At 68.6% G+C, this 18,918-nt stretch carries 10 protein-coding genes and 1 pseudogene; 4 read left to right on the top strand and 7 right to left on the bottom strand.

From position 1 onward, the window contains the following. Position 1: 1 nt before the first annotated feature. Complete coding sequence (locus CJ179_RS18565; protein ID WP_095862463.1) at positions 2 to 1,204, bottom strand: acetate kinase; 1,203 nt, start codon at positions 1,202 to 1,204, stop codon at positions 2 to 4. Further along, a complete protein-coding gene (gene pta, locus CJ179_RS18560) occupies positions 1,201 to 3,321 on the bottom strand; it encodes a phosphate acetyltransferase (protein WP_095862462.1) in 2,121 nt (706 codons plus the stop codon). Before pta ends, CJ179_RS18565 begins: the two co-directional genes overlap by 4 nt. A 62-nt stretch (positions 3,322 to 3,383) precedes the next feature. On the opposite strand from pta, the gene CJ179_RS18555 reads away from it, so the two are divergent. Continuing rightward, the gene (locus CJ179_RS18555; protein ID WP_072948516.1) at positions 3,384 to 3,893 is read left to right on the top strand and encodes a nitroreductase/quinone reductase family protein; all 510 of its coding nucleotides are present in this window, start codon (positions 3,384 to 3,386) and stop codon (positions 3,891 to 3,893) included. Between the two features lie 32 nt (positions 3,894 to 3,925). Here CJ179_RS18555 and CJ179_RS18550 read toward each other — a convergent pair whose 3' ends face one another. Continuing rightward, positions 3,926 to 5,248: an HNH endonuclease signature motif containing protein gene (locus CJ179_RS18550; protein ID WP_095862461.1), complete on the bottom strand. Its 1,323-nt coding sequence runs from the start codon at positions 5,246 to 5,248 to the stop codon at positions 3,926 to 3,928. A 187-nt stretch (positions 5,249 to 5,435) separates the two neighbouring features. Here CJ179_RS18550 and CJ179_RS18545 point away from each other — a divergent pair. Next, positions 5,436 to 6,035, top strand: a pseudogene (locus tag CJ179_RS18545) (CatB-related O-acetyltransferase); the annotation flags it as partial. Positions 6,036 to 6,060: 25 nt separating this feature from the next. On the opposite strand, the gene CJ179_RS18540 reads toward CJ179_RS18545, so the two are convergent. Further along, complete coding sequence (locus tag CJ179_RS18540; protein WP_072948519.1) at positions 6,061 to 6,327, bottom strand: hypothetical protein; 267 nt, start codon at positions 6,325 to 6,327, stop codon at positions 6,061 to 6,063. 254 nt (positions 6,328 to 6,581) lie between these two features. Here CJ179_RS18540 and CJ179_RS18535 point away from each other — a divergent pair, with 254 nt between their 5' ends. Then, entirely contained in the window at positions 6,582 to 7,496 is a 915-nt protein-coding gene (locus tag CJ179_RS18535) for a diiron oxygenase (RefSeq protein WP_072948521.1), read from the top strand. Between the two features lie 69 nt (positions 7,497 to 7,565). Here the strand turns inward: CJ179_RS18535 and fgd are convergent, their stop codons facing one another. Continuing rightward, positions 7,566 to 8,573: a glucose-6-phosphate dehydrogenase (coenzyme-F420) gene (gene fgd, locus CJ179_RS18530; protein WP_095862739.1), complete on the bottom strand. Its 1,008-nt coding sequence runs from the start codon at positions 8,571 to 8,573 to the stop codon at positions 7,566 to 7,568. Positions 8,574 to 8,628: 55 nt separating this feature from the next. Further along, positions 8,629 to 8,970 (bottom strand): YidH family protein, encoded by a 342-nt coding sequence (locus CJ179_RS18525; RefSeq protein ID WP_072948522.1) that lies wholly within the window; start codon positions 8,968 to 8,970, stop codon positions 8,629 to 8,631. 92 nt (positions 8,971 to 9,062) lie between these two features. On the opposite strand from CJ179_RS18525, the gene CJ179_RS18520 reads away from it, so the two are divergent. Continuing rightward, entirely contained in the window at positions 9,063 to 10,022 is a 960-nt protein-coding gene (locus CJ179_RS18520; protein WP_072948524.1) for an alpha/beta hydrolase family protein, read from the top strand. On the opposite strand, the gene CJ179_RS18515 is transcribed toward CJ179_RS18520, so the two are convergent. Beyond that, positions 9,978 to 18,755, bottom strand: a complete 8,778-nt coding sequence (locus CJ179_RS18515) for an amino acid adenylation domain-containing protein (RefSeq protein WP_257015604.1) — start codon at positions 18,753 to 18,755, stop codon at positions 9,978 to 9,980. The two genes, CJ179_RS18520 and CJ179_RS18515, sit on opposite strands and share 45 nt — an antisense overlap. Between the last annotated feature and the right edge of the window lie 163 nt (positions 18,756 to 18,918).

Genomic DNA, 18,918 nt, shown 5'->3' with positions numbered 1-18,918 from the left:
CTCAGACCCCGACCAGCTCCACCGCGGCGCGGGCAATCGCGAACTCCTCGTTGGTCGGCACGACCAGCACCTGGACGTCGGACTCGTCCGCCGAGATGCGGCGGGCGTCCCGGGAATCCGCGCGGTTGCGGTCGTCGTCGACGACGATGCCGAGGCGGCCCAGCCCCGCCAGGCTGTCGCGGCGGACGTCGACGTTGTTCTCGCCGACTCCCCCGGTGAACGTGATGACGTCCACGCCGCCCAGTTCCACCAGGTAGGCGCCGATGTACTTGCGGAGCCGGTGCACGTACACGTCGTAGGCCAGCGCCGCGTCCTCGTCGCCCTCGCCGACGAGTGCCAGCAGCGCCCGGAAGTCGTTGACCCCGGACAGGCCCTTGAGTCCGGAGTGCCGGTTCAGCAGGTCGTCGATCTGATCGACACCCATGCCGCTGCGGTGCAGGTGCAGGATCACCCCGGGGTCGACGTCGCCGGACCGCGTGCCCATGACGAGACCCTCGAGCGGAGTCAGGCCCATGGACGTGTCGACGGCCAGTCCCCCGCGGATCGCGGACGCCGACGCGCCGTTCCCGAGGTGCAGCACTATCTGATTCAGCTCCGACAGGCCCCGGCCGAGGAACTCGGCCGCCCGCCCCGACACGTACTGATGCGAGGTGCCGTGGAAGCCGTACCGCCGGATGGCGTGCTCCTGCGCGACCGTCCGGTCGATCGCATACGTCGACGCCTCCGCAGGCAGCGTGTGGAAGAACGCGGTGTCGAACACGGCGACGTGCGGGATGTCCGGCAACTCCTCGCGCGCCACCTCGATCCCGATCACGTTCGCCGGATTGTGCAGCGGCGCAAGCGCCGACAGGTCCGAGATGGACTGCACCACCGCGTCGTCGATGATCGTCGGCTCGTAGAACACGTCGCCGCCGTGGACGATGCGGTGCCCGACCGCGACGATCCCCGCCTCCCGCAGCGGACGCCCCACCTCGGCGACGATGTCCGACACCATCTTCAGCCCCGCCCGGTGGTCGGCGATGTGGACGTGGCGCTCCGCCAACCCGGTGCGGTGGTGATAGACGATGCGCCCCTCGGGTTCCCCGATCCTCTCGATGAGACCGGACGCCGAGGACTTCCCGGTGTCCGGGTGGACCAGCTGGAACTTGATCGACGACGAACCGGAATTGACCACCAGGACGGAACCTTCGCTGCCTTCGCTCACTGCTCTGCTCCCTGCGCCTGGATCGCCGTGATCGCCACGGTGTTCACGATGTCCTCGACCAACGCCCCTCGCGACAGGTCGTTGACGGGTTTGTTGAGACCCTGCAGCACCGGCCCGACCGCGATCGCTCCGGCACTGCGCTGCACCGCCTTGTACGTGTTGTTGCCGGTGTTGAGGTCGGGGAAGATGAAGACCGTCGCCTTGCCCGCCACCTCCGAACCGGGCATCTTCTTGTCGGCCACGCTCTGCTCGATGGCGGCATCGTACTGAATGGGGCCTTCCACCAACAGGTCCGGCCTACGCTCCCGCACCAGTTTGGTCGCGGAGCGCACCTTGTCGACATCCGCGCCGCTGCCCGAGTCGCCCGTCGAATACGACAGCATCGCGATGCGCGGATCGATGCCGAACTGGGACGACGTCTGCGCCGACGAGATCGCGATGTCGGCCAGCTGCTCGGCCGTGGGGTCGGGCACCACCGCGCAGTCACCGTACGCGAGCACCCGGTCGGACAGGCACATCAGGAACACGCTCGACACGGTGGACACACCCGGTTGCGTCTTGATGATCTCGAACGACGGCCGGATGGTGTGCGCCGTGGTGTGCGCGGCACCGGAGACCATGCCGTCCGCGATTCCCAAGTGCACCATCATGGTTCCGAAATACGAGATGTCGGTCATCACCTCGCGGGCGCGGTCCACACTCATGCCCTTGTGGGCGCGGAGCCGCGCGTACTCCTCCGCGAACGGACCGGCATGTTCGGAGGTCCGCGGGTCGAGGACCTGCGCTTCCGCGAGGTCGACACCGAGTTCCGCCGCGCGGCGACGCACCTGCACCTCGTCGCCGAGAATGGTCAACTGCGCCACCTGCCGTTGCAGCAGCCTCCCCGCCGCCCGCAGGATGCGGTCGTCGGCGCCCTCCGGGAGCACGACGTGCTTGCGGTCCCGGCGGGCGCGGTCGATCAGCTGGTACTCGAACATCTGCGGAGTCACCACCGACGGGATGGGCAGCTTCAACCGCTCCAGCAGCGTCGGCGCGTCCACCCGGAGTTCCATGACACTCAGGGCGGTGTCGATCTTGCGTTGCGAGCCGACCGCCACCCGGCCACGGGTCTGAGCGGCCGCACTGGCCGTGTCGAACGTGCCCAGATCGGTGGTGAGGATCGGCAACCGCGGCCTGAGGCCGGCCATCAGCTTCGCGATCGCCGGGTGCGGCACCAGCCCACCGTTCATGATGATGCCCGCCAGCGACGGGAACCCCTCGGCCTCATGCGCATTCACCATCGCCAGCAGCACGTCGGACCGGTCGGCCGGGGCAATCACCACCGTGCCCTCCGTCAGCCGCTCGAGAATGTGCTCGGCCGTCATTCCCCCGACCAGCACCCGCAGCGCCTCCCGGTGCAGCAACTCGGGGTCGCCGCTGAACAGGCTGCCGTCGATCGACTCGAGAAGTTCGGCCATGGTCGGTGCGACCAGCAGCGGGATCTCGGGCAGGCTCCACGCGGGCACACCGGTGGACGCCAACGCGTCGGTCACGGCGTCGAGTTCGTCGGGGTTGCATCGATTGGCGACCACGGCCAGCAGGTGCGCGTGGTGACCGGTCAGTTCACCGATGGCAAGTTGGGCGAGCTGCGCGACCTCCTCGGGGGTGCGCCGGACTCCCTTCACTGCGAGCAACACCGGTGCGCCCAGGTTCACGGCGATCCTGGCGTTGTAGCCGAGCTCGCTCGGGCTGGCCACGTCGGTGTAATCGCTGCCGATCACCACGACAGCATCGCACTGCGCCGCCACCTGGTGGTACCGGGCGACGATCTCGCTGAGCGCGCCCTCCGGGTCTGCGTGGACATGCTCGTACGTGACCCCCAGCGACTCCTCGTACCCGAGGTCGGCCGTCGTGTGCTCGAGGAGCAATTCGAGGATGTAATCGGTCTCCTCCGTCGACCGGGCGATGGGGCGGAAGACACCCACCCTCGCCGCCGACGCACACAGCATCTGCAGGACACCCAGCGCGATGGTGGACTTTCCGGTGTCCCCCTCCGGTGAGGCGATGAAGATACTCGAGGGCTGAGGACGTGCGGGTGGATTCACAGGCGAAGGTGTCGCGGGCGCAGCCATGGCCATAGCGTATCCGGACACCGCCGCTGGGTGATTGACACCGCTCCGTCCCGACGGTCAGATGGCGTATGGCCGAATCACCCTTCCCCGACGTCCGATGGGGCAGCGAGACCAGTTTCCTCCGCGAACCCGCCGCTACGTTTGCCGCCACCCGACCCGGATCGTGGGTGATCCGGAACCTCGCCGGAGTGGATCGCCTGCTCCTGCAGAAGAGCAGGGGACGCTTCACGATCCTCGGCCCGATCGCCGCACCGGTGGTCCTGCTGACCACCACGGGTCGGAAATCGGGCGCGCCGCGGACGAGCCCACTCCTGTACTACCGCGAAGGACAGCAGATCTTCGTCGTGGGCAGCAACTTCGGGCAGGATCACCACCCGGCGTGGTCGGCGAACCTCCTCGCCCAGCCGAACGCGAAGGTCACCATCGGCGGGAAGGACATCCCCGTCACCGCAACCCTGCTCGCGGAACCGGAGCGGACGCGGATCTATCGCGAATTCGACGAGATGGTGCGCGTCTACGGCGTCTACGAGCACCGAACGAACCGCACGATGCGGGTGTTCGCCCTCACCGCCGCGTGAGACGTTCCGCGCGGCCGCGCCCCGGTTCGAACTCATGACGCTCGCAGATGCGCGATGAGGATCGCTTCGATCTCCGACCGTCGTGCCGCGGACGGGAGGCGCGGGGCTGCGGACCGGTAGTGGTGACCGGTCGGGGTGCCGAGGTCGAAGAGATGCGTTCGGCCATGCCTCCGGACAGGGCGCGCGGTCCAGCCGTCGCCTTCCTTCGCGTAATTGCACGCCGCACACAACCCGGCCCCATTATCTGCCGTGGTGGCACCCTTCTTGCGGCGCGAGAGAATGTGATCGTGATGGCGGATCGGCGCATCACACCACGGCGTCCGGCACGTCCGGTCACGGAGATCGATCAACTTCGCAAGGCTTTTCGGGAACGTCCGGGACTGCGACTCCATCGCCGTCAACGCACCCGACAACGGGCACGAGTAGATCAACCGCAACGTGGCCTCGGTCTCCCCATCAAGGGCGTCGGCGACCAGTTTCCGGGCGATCCCCGCCGGCACCGGCCCGAACTCCGCCAGGTCCGCCGCCTCGTTCTCGCCCGCCAGCAGTGTTTCGTCGGAGATCACCAGGTTCACCGCCACCGGCACACCATTGGCGACCGTTGCCCCGGTGCCGCGGTCGAACAACAGATCCGCCATCAGCTGGTTGCGGGTGCGGCCACCGCTCTCCCCGGTGGCGATGAGGCTGTCCGCGTCGCGCCCCAATGTGGCGTGTAGGCAGACGGCCTGTTCCATCGGCAGCAGCACACTCAGATACGCCATCGAATCCGGCGCCGGCCGCGTCGTGACCCGCCGCTCCGAGACGGCCTTGCGGTACCGGGCCACGACCGCGGCCGCGTCGAGTTCCACCGCCAGGGCCTTCGCCTTCGCGACCAGGCCGCGGTCCCCGACCCCGTCGAGACTGTTCGGGTCCGAACACAACCGGTGGTCGACGATCTTCCGATCCGCCGCCGACAAACACGCCGTTTCCCGCACCAGCAGCGTGGCACGCCACTCGTTCAACCGGCCCGACCGCAACAACGCCAACGTGTGCGGCATCTCGTGCACCACCGCCCGAGCGAACCCCAGATGCCGGCCACCGCGGTTCGGGGACTCCCTGCGCGCCAACGCAATCTGCGACGCGATACCGCGGTCCCACTCCGCCCGCGGCAACCCCCGAACCTTGCGGTCCTCCCGCATGCAGGTGGCGACATCGTCGGTGACCACCGCCTGCACCGCACACCCCACCGACTTCAACGACTCCACCGCGTCGAGCCACTCGATGCCCAAACCCGCATCACCACACGGCCCGACACACCGCAACCGCGCCGTGAACGCCCGCAACTCCTCCAGATCCGGTGCAACCACATCCCCCACGACCAGCCCTCCCCCGAGGTTGTTCGAAACTTTGTTCGACTCTAGCAATCACCCATAACTCATGGCAATAGCCGAATCCGGTGTAAAGCGCGTGCAGCGCAGCGCTGCACGGCGCTATACAGGAGATCGCGCATACCTGCGCCGAGGAATGGAGAAGTAGTTGCCCACGAGTGCCGCACCGGATCCGATGACACTGCACCCAATTTCGGGGCAGCCCCGGGTGGTCCTGCTCAAACCCCTGATCGACAACCCGCTGATCGAGGTCGGGGAGTACAGCTATTACGACGATCCCGAGTTCGCGGACGAGTTCGAGACGCGAAACGTTCTGCACCACTACGGCCCGGATCGGTTGATCATCGGCAAGTTCTGCGCGTTCGCGACCGGGACGACGTTCATCATGAACGGCGCGAATCATCGAATGAGCGGCGTCTCGACCTTCCCGTTTCCTATCATGGGAGGCGCATGGGCCGAGCATGCCGATCTGCTCGCGGATCTACCGTCCCGCGGCGACACGGTCGTCGGCAACGACGTGTGGATCGGGGGCAACACGACGATCATGCCCGGCGTGCGCATCGGGCACGGCGCGATCGTGTCGACCGGTTCGGTGGTGACACGATCGGTGCCGGACTATGCCGTCGTGGGCGGGAATCCGGCCGTCCACATCAAGGACCGCTATTCGGAATCCGAGATCGTCGCGCTGGTGCGCATCGCGTGGTGGGACTGGCCGATCTCCGTCATCACCGAACAGGTGCGAACGATCGCCGCAGGTACTGTCGAGCAACTTCAGGAGATCGCCGACGGACTCGGCTTAATCAGCCGCACGCAGCTTTGGGCGACTCGGCGTCGAGGTCGAGTTCGCCGTCGTCGGCGAAGACGAGGCGTCCGTCGTCGAGGGCGACGGCCCAGCGGTGCACGGGCGCCCAATCGCGCCCGAGGAGTCCCTCGGACTGGGACAGGTCCGCGAAATCCTCGATCACGACGCCCGGCGCGGGAGCGTCGGCGTCGCGGCGGACGCGAACGCGAGCACCGACGACGACATCGGCACTGTGGGGCTGTGCGGCACTCTTCTGATCAGACATGGGTTCATTCCACTTTCTGCCGGGTGGTGCCAGGCAAGGGATCATCCGGGCCCGCTGCCGAGAACTCACTACAGACGATCGGCAAATTTTGAGCAAGCCCCGAGTCGGAGTTGTGGGGATCATCACCGAGGCCTTGACTCCCGAAGAACCACGCGACAGTTGTCCATCATTTGTACACAAGAGCCATTGACGTCAAGAGAACCCTCCGCCATGATTAGATGTAACTGCTGGTTACACTGACATGGAGGGATCTCATGGCACGCTCGACGCTCGCTATCCGCAATCCGAAGATCACGGATCGCCAGGACACCGGCGCCCGGCTTCTCCAGTCCTCCGCACGCATGTCGTACGACCCGACGGTCGAGGTGGACTGGGACGCGCCCGTCCCCGACGACCTGTACGGCCTCACTCCCGAGTGGTCCTCGCTGTACGGCACGCCGATGTGGGACGAGATGACGTTCGCGCAGCAGATCACGCTGACGAAGCACGAGGTGTCGTCGATCATGGGCACCGGAATCTGGTTCGAGATGATTCTCCAGCAGATGGTCATCCGGGACATGTACGCCAAGGACGCCTCACAGGCGCATTTCCAGTTCGCGCTGACGGAGGTGGCCGACGAATGCAGGCACTCCGTGATGTTCGCGCGTACCGCCGAGAAGTTCGGATGCCCCTCCTACGTTCCGCGCAAGTCGGTGGTCACGCTGGGGCGCGGATTCAAGGCGCTCGCGTCGGGGGAGGTCGCGTACGCCGGCATTCTCGTCGCCGAGGAGATCCTCGACGTGATGCAGCGCGACTGGATGAAGGACACCCGCGTCCAGCCGATCGTCCGCGTCACCAGCAAGATTCACGTGGTCGAAGAGGCCCGGCACATGCGCTTCGCCCGGGAGGAGACCCTGCGACGGGCCGAGGGCATGAGCAGGGTGCACCGCGCGGCGAGCCGCGCCTGCATCGCGATCGCGTCGAACCTGATCGTCTCCAGCATGATCAACCCGGCCGTCTACGCGGCAGCCGGCCTCGACACCGAACGCGCGGTGCGCGAGGCGAAGAAAAACCGGTTCCGGGCCGAGAAGATCCGGGAGAGTTCGCAGCCGCTCATGCGGTTCCTGGACGAGGCCGATCTGCTGGGCGGTCCTTCCCGGCGGCTCTACAAGCGCGTGAACATGCTCTGAGGCCCTTCGGGCCCGTGAGTGGCTAACGAGTCCCTGCGCTCGTCAACCACGCACGGGCGGCGGAGCCGCCTACCCCCGCAGCCGGGGCGCGAGATCGCGCTCGAAGAGTTCCAGGAACCGCTTCTGATCGTGCCCGGGGGCGTGGAACACGAGGTGGTTCAACCCGGCGTCGAGGTACGGGCGGATCTGCGCCACCGCCTCGTCCGGATCCGACGCCACGATCCACCGCTTCGCCACCTGCTCGATCGGCAACGCATCCGCCGCCTTCTCCATCTCGATCGGATCCTCGATCGAATGCTTCTGCTCCGGCGTCAACGACAACGGCGCCCAGAACCGCGTGTTCTCGAGCGCCAACTCCGGATCCGTGTCGTACGAAATCTTGATCTCGATCATCTTGTCGATCTCCGCGACATCCCGCTCCGCCTTGGCCGCCCCCTCCGCGACCGCAGGCATCAACTTCTCCGTGTACAACTCCATGCCCTTGCCCGACGTGCAGATGAACCCGTCACCACTGCGACCGGCGTACCGGGCCACCACCGGACCACCCGCAGCGATGTACACCGGAATCCCGCCCTCGGGCACGTCGTAGATCGACGCCCCCTTCGTGGAGAAGTAGTCACCCTCGAAATCGACCCGGTCACCGAGCCAGAGCTCCCGCATCAACCGGACCGCCTCCCGCAGCCGCGCGAACCGCTCCTTGAACTCCGGCCACTCCCCGGCAAAACCGGTCGCGATCTCATTCAGCGCCTCGCCGGTACCGACACCGAGCATGATCCGCCCCGGATACAGACAACCCATCGTCGCGAACGCCTGCGCCACCACCGCCGGGTTGTACCGGAACGTCGGCGTCATCACCGACGTCCCCAACTGCAGCCGCTCCGTCCGCTCCCCCACCGCCGTCATCCACGCCAGCGAGAACGGCGCATGACCACCCTCGTGCCGCCACGGCTGGAAATGATCCGACACCGTCGCCGAATCCATGCCGTGCCGCTCCGCCAGCACACCCAGCTCCACCAACTCCCGCGGACCGAACTGTTCCGCGGACGCCTTGTAACCGAGCTTGAGTTCGTGGGCCACCGTGTACTCCTTCGTCTTCACGTCCGGTTCGCGAGATGCAAACCTCTTCTGCAGGTTAGAGCGCGGCCACCAGGCTGGCGAGCGCCGCTCCCAGTGCCACCACCGTCAGGGTCACCGCGAACAACCACAACTCGTGGGGCGGCGGCATCGGTGCGCCGTCGCGCAGCGCCCTCTCGACCTGCGACCACCGCCGCATCCCGACGAGGGCCGCGGCGGCGGCGAGGCCGATCAGGATCAGTCCTAGGGTCGTCCGCACCCATCCGGTGCTGAATTCGGGGACCAGGTGGATCATCGCGATGCCACCGGCCAGGAGTGCGAGTGAACTCCGCATCCAGGCGAGGAACGTCCGCTCGCTTGCGAGCGTGAAACGTTCGTCGGGCCGGTCGTTGTCGGTCACCGAATCATCTTTACACCGGTTCACGGGAACCGCACCAAGCAGGTACCCCGCAGTCCTAGATTGGAAGGGCAGGCCACAGCCAGGGGGCGTCCATGCGACCGTTCGAAGCTCTGCGATCCGCGATCTCTCTGCGTGTTGCGGCGGTGATGCTGCTGGTCTTCTCCGCGTGGGCGGCGCTCGGACCGTCGCCTGCTTCGGCGGAGCCGCGCATCACCAGGGTGGACGTCTATTCGGAGTCGATGGGCCGGTGGGTGGCCAACGACGTGATCTCTCCGGCGTCGGCAGGTCCGGCGCCCACGTTCTACCTCCTCACCGGCATCGGCGGCGGCTCGGATGGGATCTCGTGGTTCAACAACACCGGTGTGCGGGACTTCTTCGCCGACAAGCACGTCAACGTGGTAATGCCGATCGGCGGGCAGTACAGCATGTACACCGACTGGGATGCCGACGACCCGGTCCTCGGCAGGAACAAGTGGCAGACGTACCTGACGAGCGAACTTCCCGCCGCGATCGACGGCCGGTTCGCGACCACCGGGGCGAACGCCATCGGCGGGGTGTCGATGGCTGGCGGCGCGGTGCTCGACCTCGCGGTCCAGGCTCCGGGGTTCTACCGGGCCGTCGGCTCGTACAGCGGTTGCGCCGCGACGAGTGGACTGCTCGGCCAGGCGATGGTGCGGTCGATGGTGGAATTGCGGGGCGGCGGCAACGCGACCAACATGTGGGGCTCTGCTGTGGACCCACAGTGGCGGGTGCACGATCCGATGGTGAACGCCGAACGTCTGCGCGGCACAGAGTTGTTCGTCTCGAGCGGCAACGGACTTCCGGGCGGCATCGACAACCACGACCCGGTGCTGGTGGTGCCGCAGACGATCGGCGGCAGCGCGGTCGAGATGGTGACCAACGTGTGTGCGGTCGCGTTCCAGTCGCGATTGCACTCGCTGGGGATTCCGGCGACGTTCGCGTATCTCTCGCAGGGCACCCATTCGTGGGGGCTGTTCGAGACGGAGCTACGGGAGTCCTGGCCCGTCATCGGCAGAGCGATCGGGGCCTGACCCCAGGGAGTTCTCCAGGATCGGTCCGATCACCGCGAGGGCTTGCGGTGTGGTCATCCGCAGATGGTCGCAGTCCACCTTGTTCTCGACGATGACACCGGTGATCGCGGGCTGCCAGACGCCCGGCGACGGCCGTTCGCCTTCTTCCCCTTCGGCGGATTGCGCGGCGCTGAAGAACAGCAGGTCGCCGTCGAACACGCGCGGGCGGTGTCCGGTGGAGATCTGCTTCGAGTTCTCCAGCCCGGTGCTGATGCGAGCGAGGAGGGTCGACGCGAACGCGGGGTCCCGGCCGAACGAGCGTCCGAGCATCTCGAGCAGTTGCTCGCGGTACGACGTGCCGGCGTCGTCGCTGCCCTCGAATTCGACGCCCAGCCCGTGCAGCCACTCCTCGGCGTTCACTTCGAGGTCACCGAAGTTTTCGCCCTCCGCGACGTAGCTGTCCATCATCGCGAGGGTGCCGACCTCGGCGCCCGACTCACGGAGTTCGACGGCAATCGCCTGGGCGATGACACCGCCGAGCGACCAGCCGAGCAGGTGGTACGGCCCCCGGGGCTGGACGGCACGCATCTCGACCACGTACCGGTGAGCGAGTTGTTCCATCGACTCGAACGTCGTTCCGCCGCTGAGGATCGGCAGTTGCAGCCCGTACACCGGACGGTCGGGCGAGAGGTGCCCGATCAGTCCGGCGTAGCCCAGCGCGAGTCCGCCCGCCGGGTGCACACAGAAGAGGGCGGGTTGCGCGCCGGACGCCCGGAGCGGGACGACGACGTTCAGCACGTCGTCGGCCGGCATGCTTCCGAGCACCGACGGGTCGACGATCCGGCGGGCGAGGCCCTCCGGGGTCGGGTTGCGGAAGATCCACTGCAGGACGACGTCGGTGCCGAGCCGGTCCCGGAGCGCGGACGCCACCCGGGTCGCGACGAGCGAGTTGCCGCCGAGTTCGAAGAAGTCGTCGTCGGCCCCGACGCGGTCGATGCCGAGGACGTCGGCGAAGACCTCCGCGACGGCCTCCTCCACCGGGGTGGCGGGTGCCCGGAACTCCCGGGGCGCGAGCACGGGGGCGGGGAGCGCCCGGCGGTCCAGCTTGCCGGTGCGGCCGACGGGCAGCCGGTCGAGGACCACCAGCTGGGTGGGCACCATGTACGGCGCGAGATGCGACCCGGCGTACCGGAGCACCTCGGCGGTGTCGATGCTCGCGCCGGGCTCCGCCGTCACGTATCCCACCAGCCGGTCGCCGGTGCCGCTGTGCACGGCGACCGCCGCCCGGCCGACGCCGTCGCAGCGGGACAGCACCGATTCGATCTCGCCGAGCTCCACCCGCTGTCCGCGGATCTTCACCTGGAAGTCGTTGCGTCCCACATACTCCAGCCGTCCGATCTCGGTCCACCGTACGAGGTCGCCGGTGCGGTACATGCGGGAGCCCGGTTCGCCGAACGGGTTCGCGACGAAGGACGCACCCGTGAGCGCCGCACGCCGGTGGTAGCCGCGCGCCAGCCCCGGTCCCGCGACGTACAGTTCTCCGATCACGCCCACCGGGACGGGCTGCAACCAGGTGTTGGCCACGATGACGTCGACGCCCCGCCCCGGACCGCCGACGTTCACCGATTCGTCGGGCGACAGGACCTCGCTGATCGTGGTCTGCACAGTCGCCTCGGTGGGTCCGTATCCGTTGAAGACGAACCGTCCCGGGGTCCAGCGGTCGGCGATCTCGGGTGGGAACCGTTCGCCCGCGACGGCGAGAATCCGCAGTGACGGCAGATCCTCGGGGCGGAGGGTGTCGAGGATGGTCGGGGTGAAGAACGCGTGCGAGACGCGCTCGCTCGCGAGGAGTTCGGCCAGTTCCCGTCCCCCGAGCACCGTCGGTGGCACGACCACCAGCGTCGCGCCGACGGCGAACGCCATCAGCAGTTCGAACAGGGACGCGTCGAAGCTCGGCGACGCCAGGTGCGACACCCGCGCCCCGTGCATCGATGCGAACCGTTCCCGTTCCTCGACAGCGAGATTCGCGATGCCGCCGTGTGTGAGCACGACGCCCTTCGGTGTTCCCGTCGAACCCGACGTGTAGAGCAGGAACGCGGCGTGCTCGACTCTCAGCGGACGCAGACGGTCGGCGTCGGTCACCGCGTCGCCGGAGTACCCGTCCACGACGTCGGGATCGTCGAGCAGCAGCCACGGCACGACCCCGGGCAGCCGGTCGCGGTGCGCGGTCACCGTCAGTCCGTGCATCGCACCCGAATCTTCGAGCATGCCGCCGGTGCGCGCGGGCGGCAGCGCCGGGTCCACCGGCACGTAGGCGGCCCCCGATTTCGCGACCGCCCACACCGACAGCACCCAGTCGATCGACCGGGGCACGCCGATCGCGACGAAGGCGTCCGGACCGGCGCCGCGGTCGATCAGCGCCCTGGCCAGCCGGTTCGACTGCTCGTCGAGTTCCCGGTACGACAGCGTGACGCCTTCGCACGACACCGCGGTCGCGCCCGGTGCGAGCGCGGCGCCCGCGGTGAGGACGTCCGGGAGCAGGCGTTCCGCGACCGCGGGGAAGCCGCGCATCGGTACGAGTTCGTCCCGTTCGAGGGCGTCGAGGATCTCGAGGTCGCCGACCCGGATCGACGAATCGGATACGGCCGCATCGAGCATCCGGACGAACCGGTCGGCCAGGCCTGCGACGGTCTCGGCATCGAAAAGGTCAGTGGCGTAGGCGAAACCGGCGGTGATGCCGGCCGGCGTTCCGTCGTCCGTGTACTCCTCGGCCAGTGTCAGCTGCAGATCGAACCGGGCGATCGTGGCACCGAGGTCGATGCCGCGCACCTCGACGCCCGGCAGCGAGAGGTCGGGGCGCTCGACGTTCTGGAATTCGAGCAGCACCTGGAACAGCGGTGAATGCGCCGTGGAGCGGGGCGGATCGAGTGCTTCCACGACCTTCTCGAACGGCACCTCCGCGTGCGCGTACGCACCGAGGTCGACGTCGCGTACCTGGTCGAGCAGGTCGGAGAACCGGTCCGCGTCGGACACGACGGTCCGCAGGACGACGGTGTTGACGAACATTCCGACGACGTCGTCGAGTGCGGCCTCGCCGCGTCCGGCGACGGGGGTGCCGACGGCGATGTCCCCGGTGCCCGACATTCTCGCGAGGAACGCGGCCAGGGCGGCGTGCGCGACCATGAACACCGTCGACTGGTGCATGGACGCCGTCGCCAGCAGCCGGCGATGGAGGTCGGCGTCGATCTCGAACCCGACCCTGCTCCCGTCCGGTGTGCGTTGCAGCGACCGCGGACGGTCGGCGGGCAGGTCCAGCGCGGCGGGGAGCCCGGCCAGTGTGCTGCGCCAGTAGTCCAGTTGCTGCGACACCAGCGACTGCGGATCGTCTTCCGAGCCGAGGAGGCGGCGCTGCCAGAGCGTGAAATCGGCGTACTGGACCGTGGTCGGTGGCCAGTCGGGGGCGTGCCCGGCCGCCCGGGCGGTGTAGGCCGTCGTCACGTCGCGCGCGAGCGGGACCATCGACACTCCGTCCGCGACGATGTGATGGACCACCACCAGGAGCGTCCGGTCGGTGCCGGAGGTCTCGAACACGGCTGCCCGCAACGGAATCTGTTCCGTGACGTCGAATCCCTGCGCGACCGCCGCCGACAGCAGCTCCCGCAACTCCGCCTCGCTGGACACCGCGGTGACGGGCAGGTCCGGAACCGCATCGGCGGCGGGCACGATCACCTGCACCGGTTCTTCGCCGGCCATCGGGAACCGGGTGCGGAGCGTCTCGTGGCGTCGCACCACGTCGGATACCGCGGCGCGCAGGGCGTCGAGGTCGAGTGCGCCGGTGAGGCGGAACGCCATGGCGATGTTGTAGGCGGGCGACGCGGTGTCGAACTGGTTGAGGAACCACATGCGGGTCTGGGTCAGGGACAGCGGAATTCGCGCGGGCCGCGGCTCCGCCCGCAGTTCCGGCCGGTGTGTCGGCGCACCGGCCTTCGCCGCGCGTTCCGCGAACTCCGCCACGGTCGGCGCCTCGAACAGGGCGTGCACGCCGACGTCGACGCCGAGAGCCGCGTCGACGCGGGCGACCACACGGGTGGCGGACAGCGAATCTCCCCCCAGACGGAAGAAGTGGTCTTCGGCCCCGACGCGGTCGACGCCGAGGACCTCACCGAACACGTCGGCGACGACGGCCTCGAACGGCGTGGCCGGCGCCCGGAACATCCGCACCGGAGCCTCGGGTGCGGGTAGTGCGGCACGGTCCACCTTCCCCGACGCCGTCACCGGCAACTCCCCCAACACCACCACCACCGACGGCACCATGAACCCCGGCAACACCGACCCCGCAAACTCCACCACCGCACCCGAATCCACCCGAACCCCCACCTCCGGCACCACATACCCCACCAACCCACCACCCGAACCCACCACCACCACAGCCGCACCCACCCCCGGACACGACACCAACACCGACTCCACCTCCCCCAACTCCACCCGCTGCCCCCGCACCTTCACCTGAAAATCAGCCCGCCCCACAAACACCAACGACCCCAACCCATCCCACCGCACCAAATCCCCCGTCCGATACAACCGCGCCCCCACCCCAAACGGACTCGCCACAAACGACGCCGCCGTCAACCCCACCAACCCGTGATACCCCCGCGCCAACCCCACACCCCCCACATACAACTCCCCCACCACCCCCACCGGCACCGGCCGCAACCACGAATCCAACACCACCACCTCAACACCCACCCCCGGACCACCCACCGTCACCACACCCCCCGGCACCAACGCACCACTCACCGTCGCCTGCACCGTCACCTCGGTCGGCCCATACGCATCGAACAACTCCCGACCCACACCCCACCGCTCCACCAACTCCGGACCACACACCTCCCCCGCCACCACCAACACCCGCACCGACCCCAACGACCCCTCCACCGAACCCAACACCGACGGCGTCACAAAACAATGCGACACCCCCTCCACCTCCAACCACTCCCCCAACACCGCACCCCCGAACACCCCCGGCGGCGCCACCACCAAACACGCCCCCACCGAAAACGCCATCAACCACTCGTACACCGCCGCATCAAAACCCGGCGACGCCACATGCGACACCCGACACCCCGACCACAACCCAAACCGAACCCGCACCTCCTCCACCAAATTCGCCAACCCCCCATGCGACACCACCACCCCCTTCGGACGCCCCGTCGACCCCGACGTATACATCACATACGCCGCATTCCCCACCCCCAACCCACCCAACCGCTCCCCCTCCGACACCGCCCCATCCGACACCCCCTCCACCACCGACACATCATCAACCCGCAACCACTCCACCACCCCCGGCACCACCACCCCCGACACCGACAACCCCACCACCGCACCCGAATCCACCAACACCTCCCGCACCCGCCCCACCGGCAACCCCACATCCACCGGCACAAACACACCCCCCGACTTCACCACCGCCCACACCGCCACCACCAACTCCACCGACCGCGGCACCACCACCCCCACCACCACCTCCGGACCCACCCCACAACCAATCAACACCCGCGCCAACCGATTCGACCACCCATCCAACTCCCCATACGACAACTCCACACCCCCACACGACACCGCCACCCCACCCCCACCCGCCACCGCACCCCCCGCCAAAATCTCCGGCAACAACCGCACCCCCACACCCGACACACCACACACCAACCCCACACCCGACCCCCACACACCCACCCCACCCACACCCACACCCGGATCCGACGCCATCGCCTCGAGCACGCGGGTGACCTGTCCCGCGATCGAGCCGACGGTGGCCCGGTCGATCAGGTCGGGCCGGTAGTGGAATGTCATGCGCAACCGGGTGTCCACGGAGAAGGCGACGCTCAGCGGGTAGTGCGTGGCGTCGACGCCGCGCACGTCGACCACCCGGATTCCGGCGAGGTCGGTGTCCTCGGTGAGGCCTCCGCGGTCGATCGGGTACGACTCGAAGACGGTCGCGGTGTCGAACCCGATGTCGGCGCCGACCGCGCGCTGGATGTCGGCGAGGCCGAGGTGATGGTGGTCGAGGAGCGCTGCCTGTTCCGCTTGCGTCCGGTCGAGCAGCGCACCCAGGGTCTCCCGGGGGTCGAGGGTGATGCGGGTGGGTACGGTGTTGACGAACAGCCCGATCATCGACTCCACCCCGGGCAGGTGCGGCGACCGCCCGGACACGGTGCTCCCGAACGTCACGTCGTCGCGGGATGTCGCGGTGCCCAGCACGATGGCCCACGCCACCTGCGTGACCGTGTTCAGGGTCGTGTTGCGGGTCCGCGTGAGGGTCGTGAGGTCGGCGGTCAGTTCCTCGGACACCGTGTACTGGGTGCTCTCGGGGGGAGCCGACAGCTGCCGCCCCCGTGCGTCGGGCAGGAGCAGTGTCGGACCGTCGATGCCGGCGAGTGCGGTCGCCCAGGCCTCCCGCGATTCGGCCGGGTCCCGGCGGTGCAGCCACGACAGGAAGTCCCGATAGGGCCGGGGCCGCGGCAACGCCGACGCATCGGCGTCCCCGGCCACATAGAGCGCGAGCAGTTCGCGGATCGCGAGCGGCATCGACCATCCGTCCAGGAGGGTGTGGTGGTTGGTCCACACGAGCCGCGATTCCCGGCTGCCGGTGTACACGAGCAGGAACCGCAGCAGCGGGGCCCGGGAGGTGTCGAACGGCGCGGCCCGGTCGGCGGCGAGGACGCGCTCCAGTTCGATGGTCCGCTCGGCCTCCGGCAGGCCGGTGAGGTCGAGTGCGCGGAACGGCACGTCGACGGTCGCGGGCACCACCTGCACGAACGTGCCGTCCCGCGCGGGGACGAACGCCACCCGCAGATTCGCGTGCCGCTCCAGTAGAGCCGCCGCAGCCCGGCGCATCCGGTCCGGGTCGACGGCGCCCTTCAGGTGCAGTTCCACCTGCACCGTGTAGGCGTCGATCGACGGTTTCGCGAGCAGGGCGTGGAACAGCAACCCGGCCTGCAGCGGGGTGGGCGGCCACACGTCGGTCAGCGCGCCGAAGTGTTCTTCCCACGTCTCGAGGTCGTCCTGGGTGACGTCGACGAGCGGAACGTCCGAGGGCGTGAGCCCACCGGCGATCCCGCTGCGTGCGTGGGACACCAATGCGGACAGCGCCTCCCGCCACCGCGCCGCCAGCCTCTCCACCTCGGCGCGCGCGAGCAGGGTGTCGGGGAAACCGAAACCGACCCGGAGCCGTCCGCCGATGACGATCGCGTTGATCTCGACGGCGGCCGACGCCGGCATGTCCAAGTCCGGGACGTACCGGAGGTCGCCGAACCCGTCGGCGGGGGTCCAACCGGCCTCGGTGTCGCCGACCGCCGGATCCGGGACCTGGCCGAGGTAGTTGAAACTGATCTGCCCCGGTTCAGGGTCCGGCAGGCTGCCCGCGGTGTCCGGGTTCAGGTACCGGAGCAGTCCGTAGCCGATGCCCATGTCCGGCACCGCCCGGAGGTGTTCCTTCACCCGTTTCAGTGCGCTGCCCAGGTCGGGGCCGCCGGCGAGCGCGTCGTCGAGGTCGATGCCGCGGAGTTCGACGCGGACCGGGAAGACCGTCGTGAACCAGCCGACGGTGCGGGACAGGTCGGCGCCCGGCACCATCTGCTGCTCCCGGCCGTGCCCTTCCAATCGGATCAGCGTCGACGTTCCCGGGATCCCCCGTTCGGCTCGCCACCTCGACGACGCCACCACCAGCGCCGTCAGCAGAATGTCTAGGGCGCCTCCGCGATAGAGGTCCGGTAGGCGGGTGAGCAGCACGGACGTGTCGTCGAGGGAGGTCTCGACACTCACGTCCTGCAGGGCGGTCGCGACGTCCACGCCCGGGTCGAGGGGGCGGTCGGTGATCAGCGGGTCCGGTCCCCCGACGACGTTCTGCCACCACCGCAGTTCGGCGATTCGCTCGCTCCGGACGGCTTCCTCCGCCAGCGCGTGCGCCCACCGGCGCATCGACGTCGCCGGTTCCGGGAGCGTCGGCACGCTCCCGGCGCTCACCTGATGCCAGGCGGCCACGAAGTCGGGCAGCAGAATCCGCCACGACACCCCGTCGACCGCGAGGTGGTGTGCGACCACGATCAATCGCCCCGACCGGCCCGGGGTTGCGGCGGCCGGCGCGGGGTCGAGCCACACGAACTGGGCGACCACCCCGTCGGACGGGCGCAGTCGCTCCACGGCGGCCTGGTGCTCGGTCGCGATCAGGTCTGCTGACAGGCCGGGATCGGTGGCCGGATCGAAGACGACCCGCCGCAGCAGTGACGCGGCGTCGACGTCGGCCGCGGCGCGAGTCTCCATCTGCCACTGCCCGTTCGCGTCCCGATACAGCCGCGACCGCAGCATGTCGTGGCGCGCGAGCACCGCGGTGACGGTCGCGAGGAGCCGGTCGGAGTCGACGGTGCGCGGGAGGTCCAGCAGCACGCTCTGGCTGAACCTCTCGTAGTGTCCACCCCGCTCGATCAGGTACCGGACCACCGGGGTGGGCGGGAAGGTGCCGATTCCACCGCCCGCGAGTTCGGCAAGGGCGACCGTGGTTTCACGGTCCGCGATCTCCGATTCCGCTGCGAGCGCCGCCACCGTCCGGTGCTCGAACACCTGCTGCGGGGTGAACACCAATCCTCGAGCCTTGGCGCGTGACACGAGGCGGATGGACAGAATGCTGTCGCCGCCCAGCGCGAAGAACGACTCGTCGAATCCCACTTTCTCGACGCCGAGTACTTCGGCGAACACGGACGCCAGTGTTTCTTCCGCCGCACTCCGTGGGGCGCGGTCCGGCCCGCGCGGGGCCATGTCCGGTGCGGGTAGTGCGGCACGATCCACCTTCCCCGACGCCGTCACCGGCAACTCCCCCAACACCACCACCACCGACGGCACCATGAACCCCGGCAACACC

It is taken from the genome of Rhodococcus sp. ACS1 (assembly GCF_002300155.1).
GTDB lineage: Bacteria > Actinomycetota > Actinomycetes > Mycobacteriales > Mycobacteriaceae > Rhodococcus_F > Rhodococcus_F koreensis.
The sequence above is the reverse complement of the archived record's forward strand: the minus strand, read 5'-3'. Positions and strand labels throughout refer to the sequence as shown.

Bases quoted from the DNA above. Each gene is read 5' to 3' on its own strand.
- CJ179_RS18535 (WP_072948521.1), top strand. From the start codon at position 6,582: ATGGCACGCTCGACGCTCGCTATCCGCAATCCGAAGATCACGGATCGC.
- CJ179_RS18540 (WP_072948519.1), bottom strand. From the start codon at position 6,327: ATGTCTGATCAGAAGAGTGCCGCACAGCCCCACAGTGCCGATGTCGTC.
- pta (WP_095862462.1), bottom strand. From the start codon at position 3,321: ATGGCCATGGCTGCGCCCGCGACACCTTCGCCTGTGAATCCACCCGCA.
- CJ179_RS18520 (WP_072948524.1), top strand. From the start codon at position 9,063: ATGCGACCGTTCGAAGCTCTGCGATCCGCGATCTCTCTGCGTGTTGCG.
- CJ179_RS18555 (WP_072948516.1), top strand. From the start codon at position 3,384: ATGGCCGAATCACCCTTCCCCGACGTCCGATGGGGCAGCGAGACCAGT.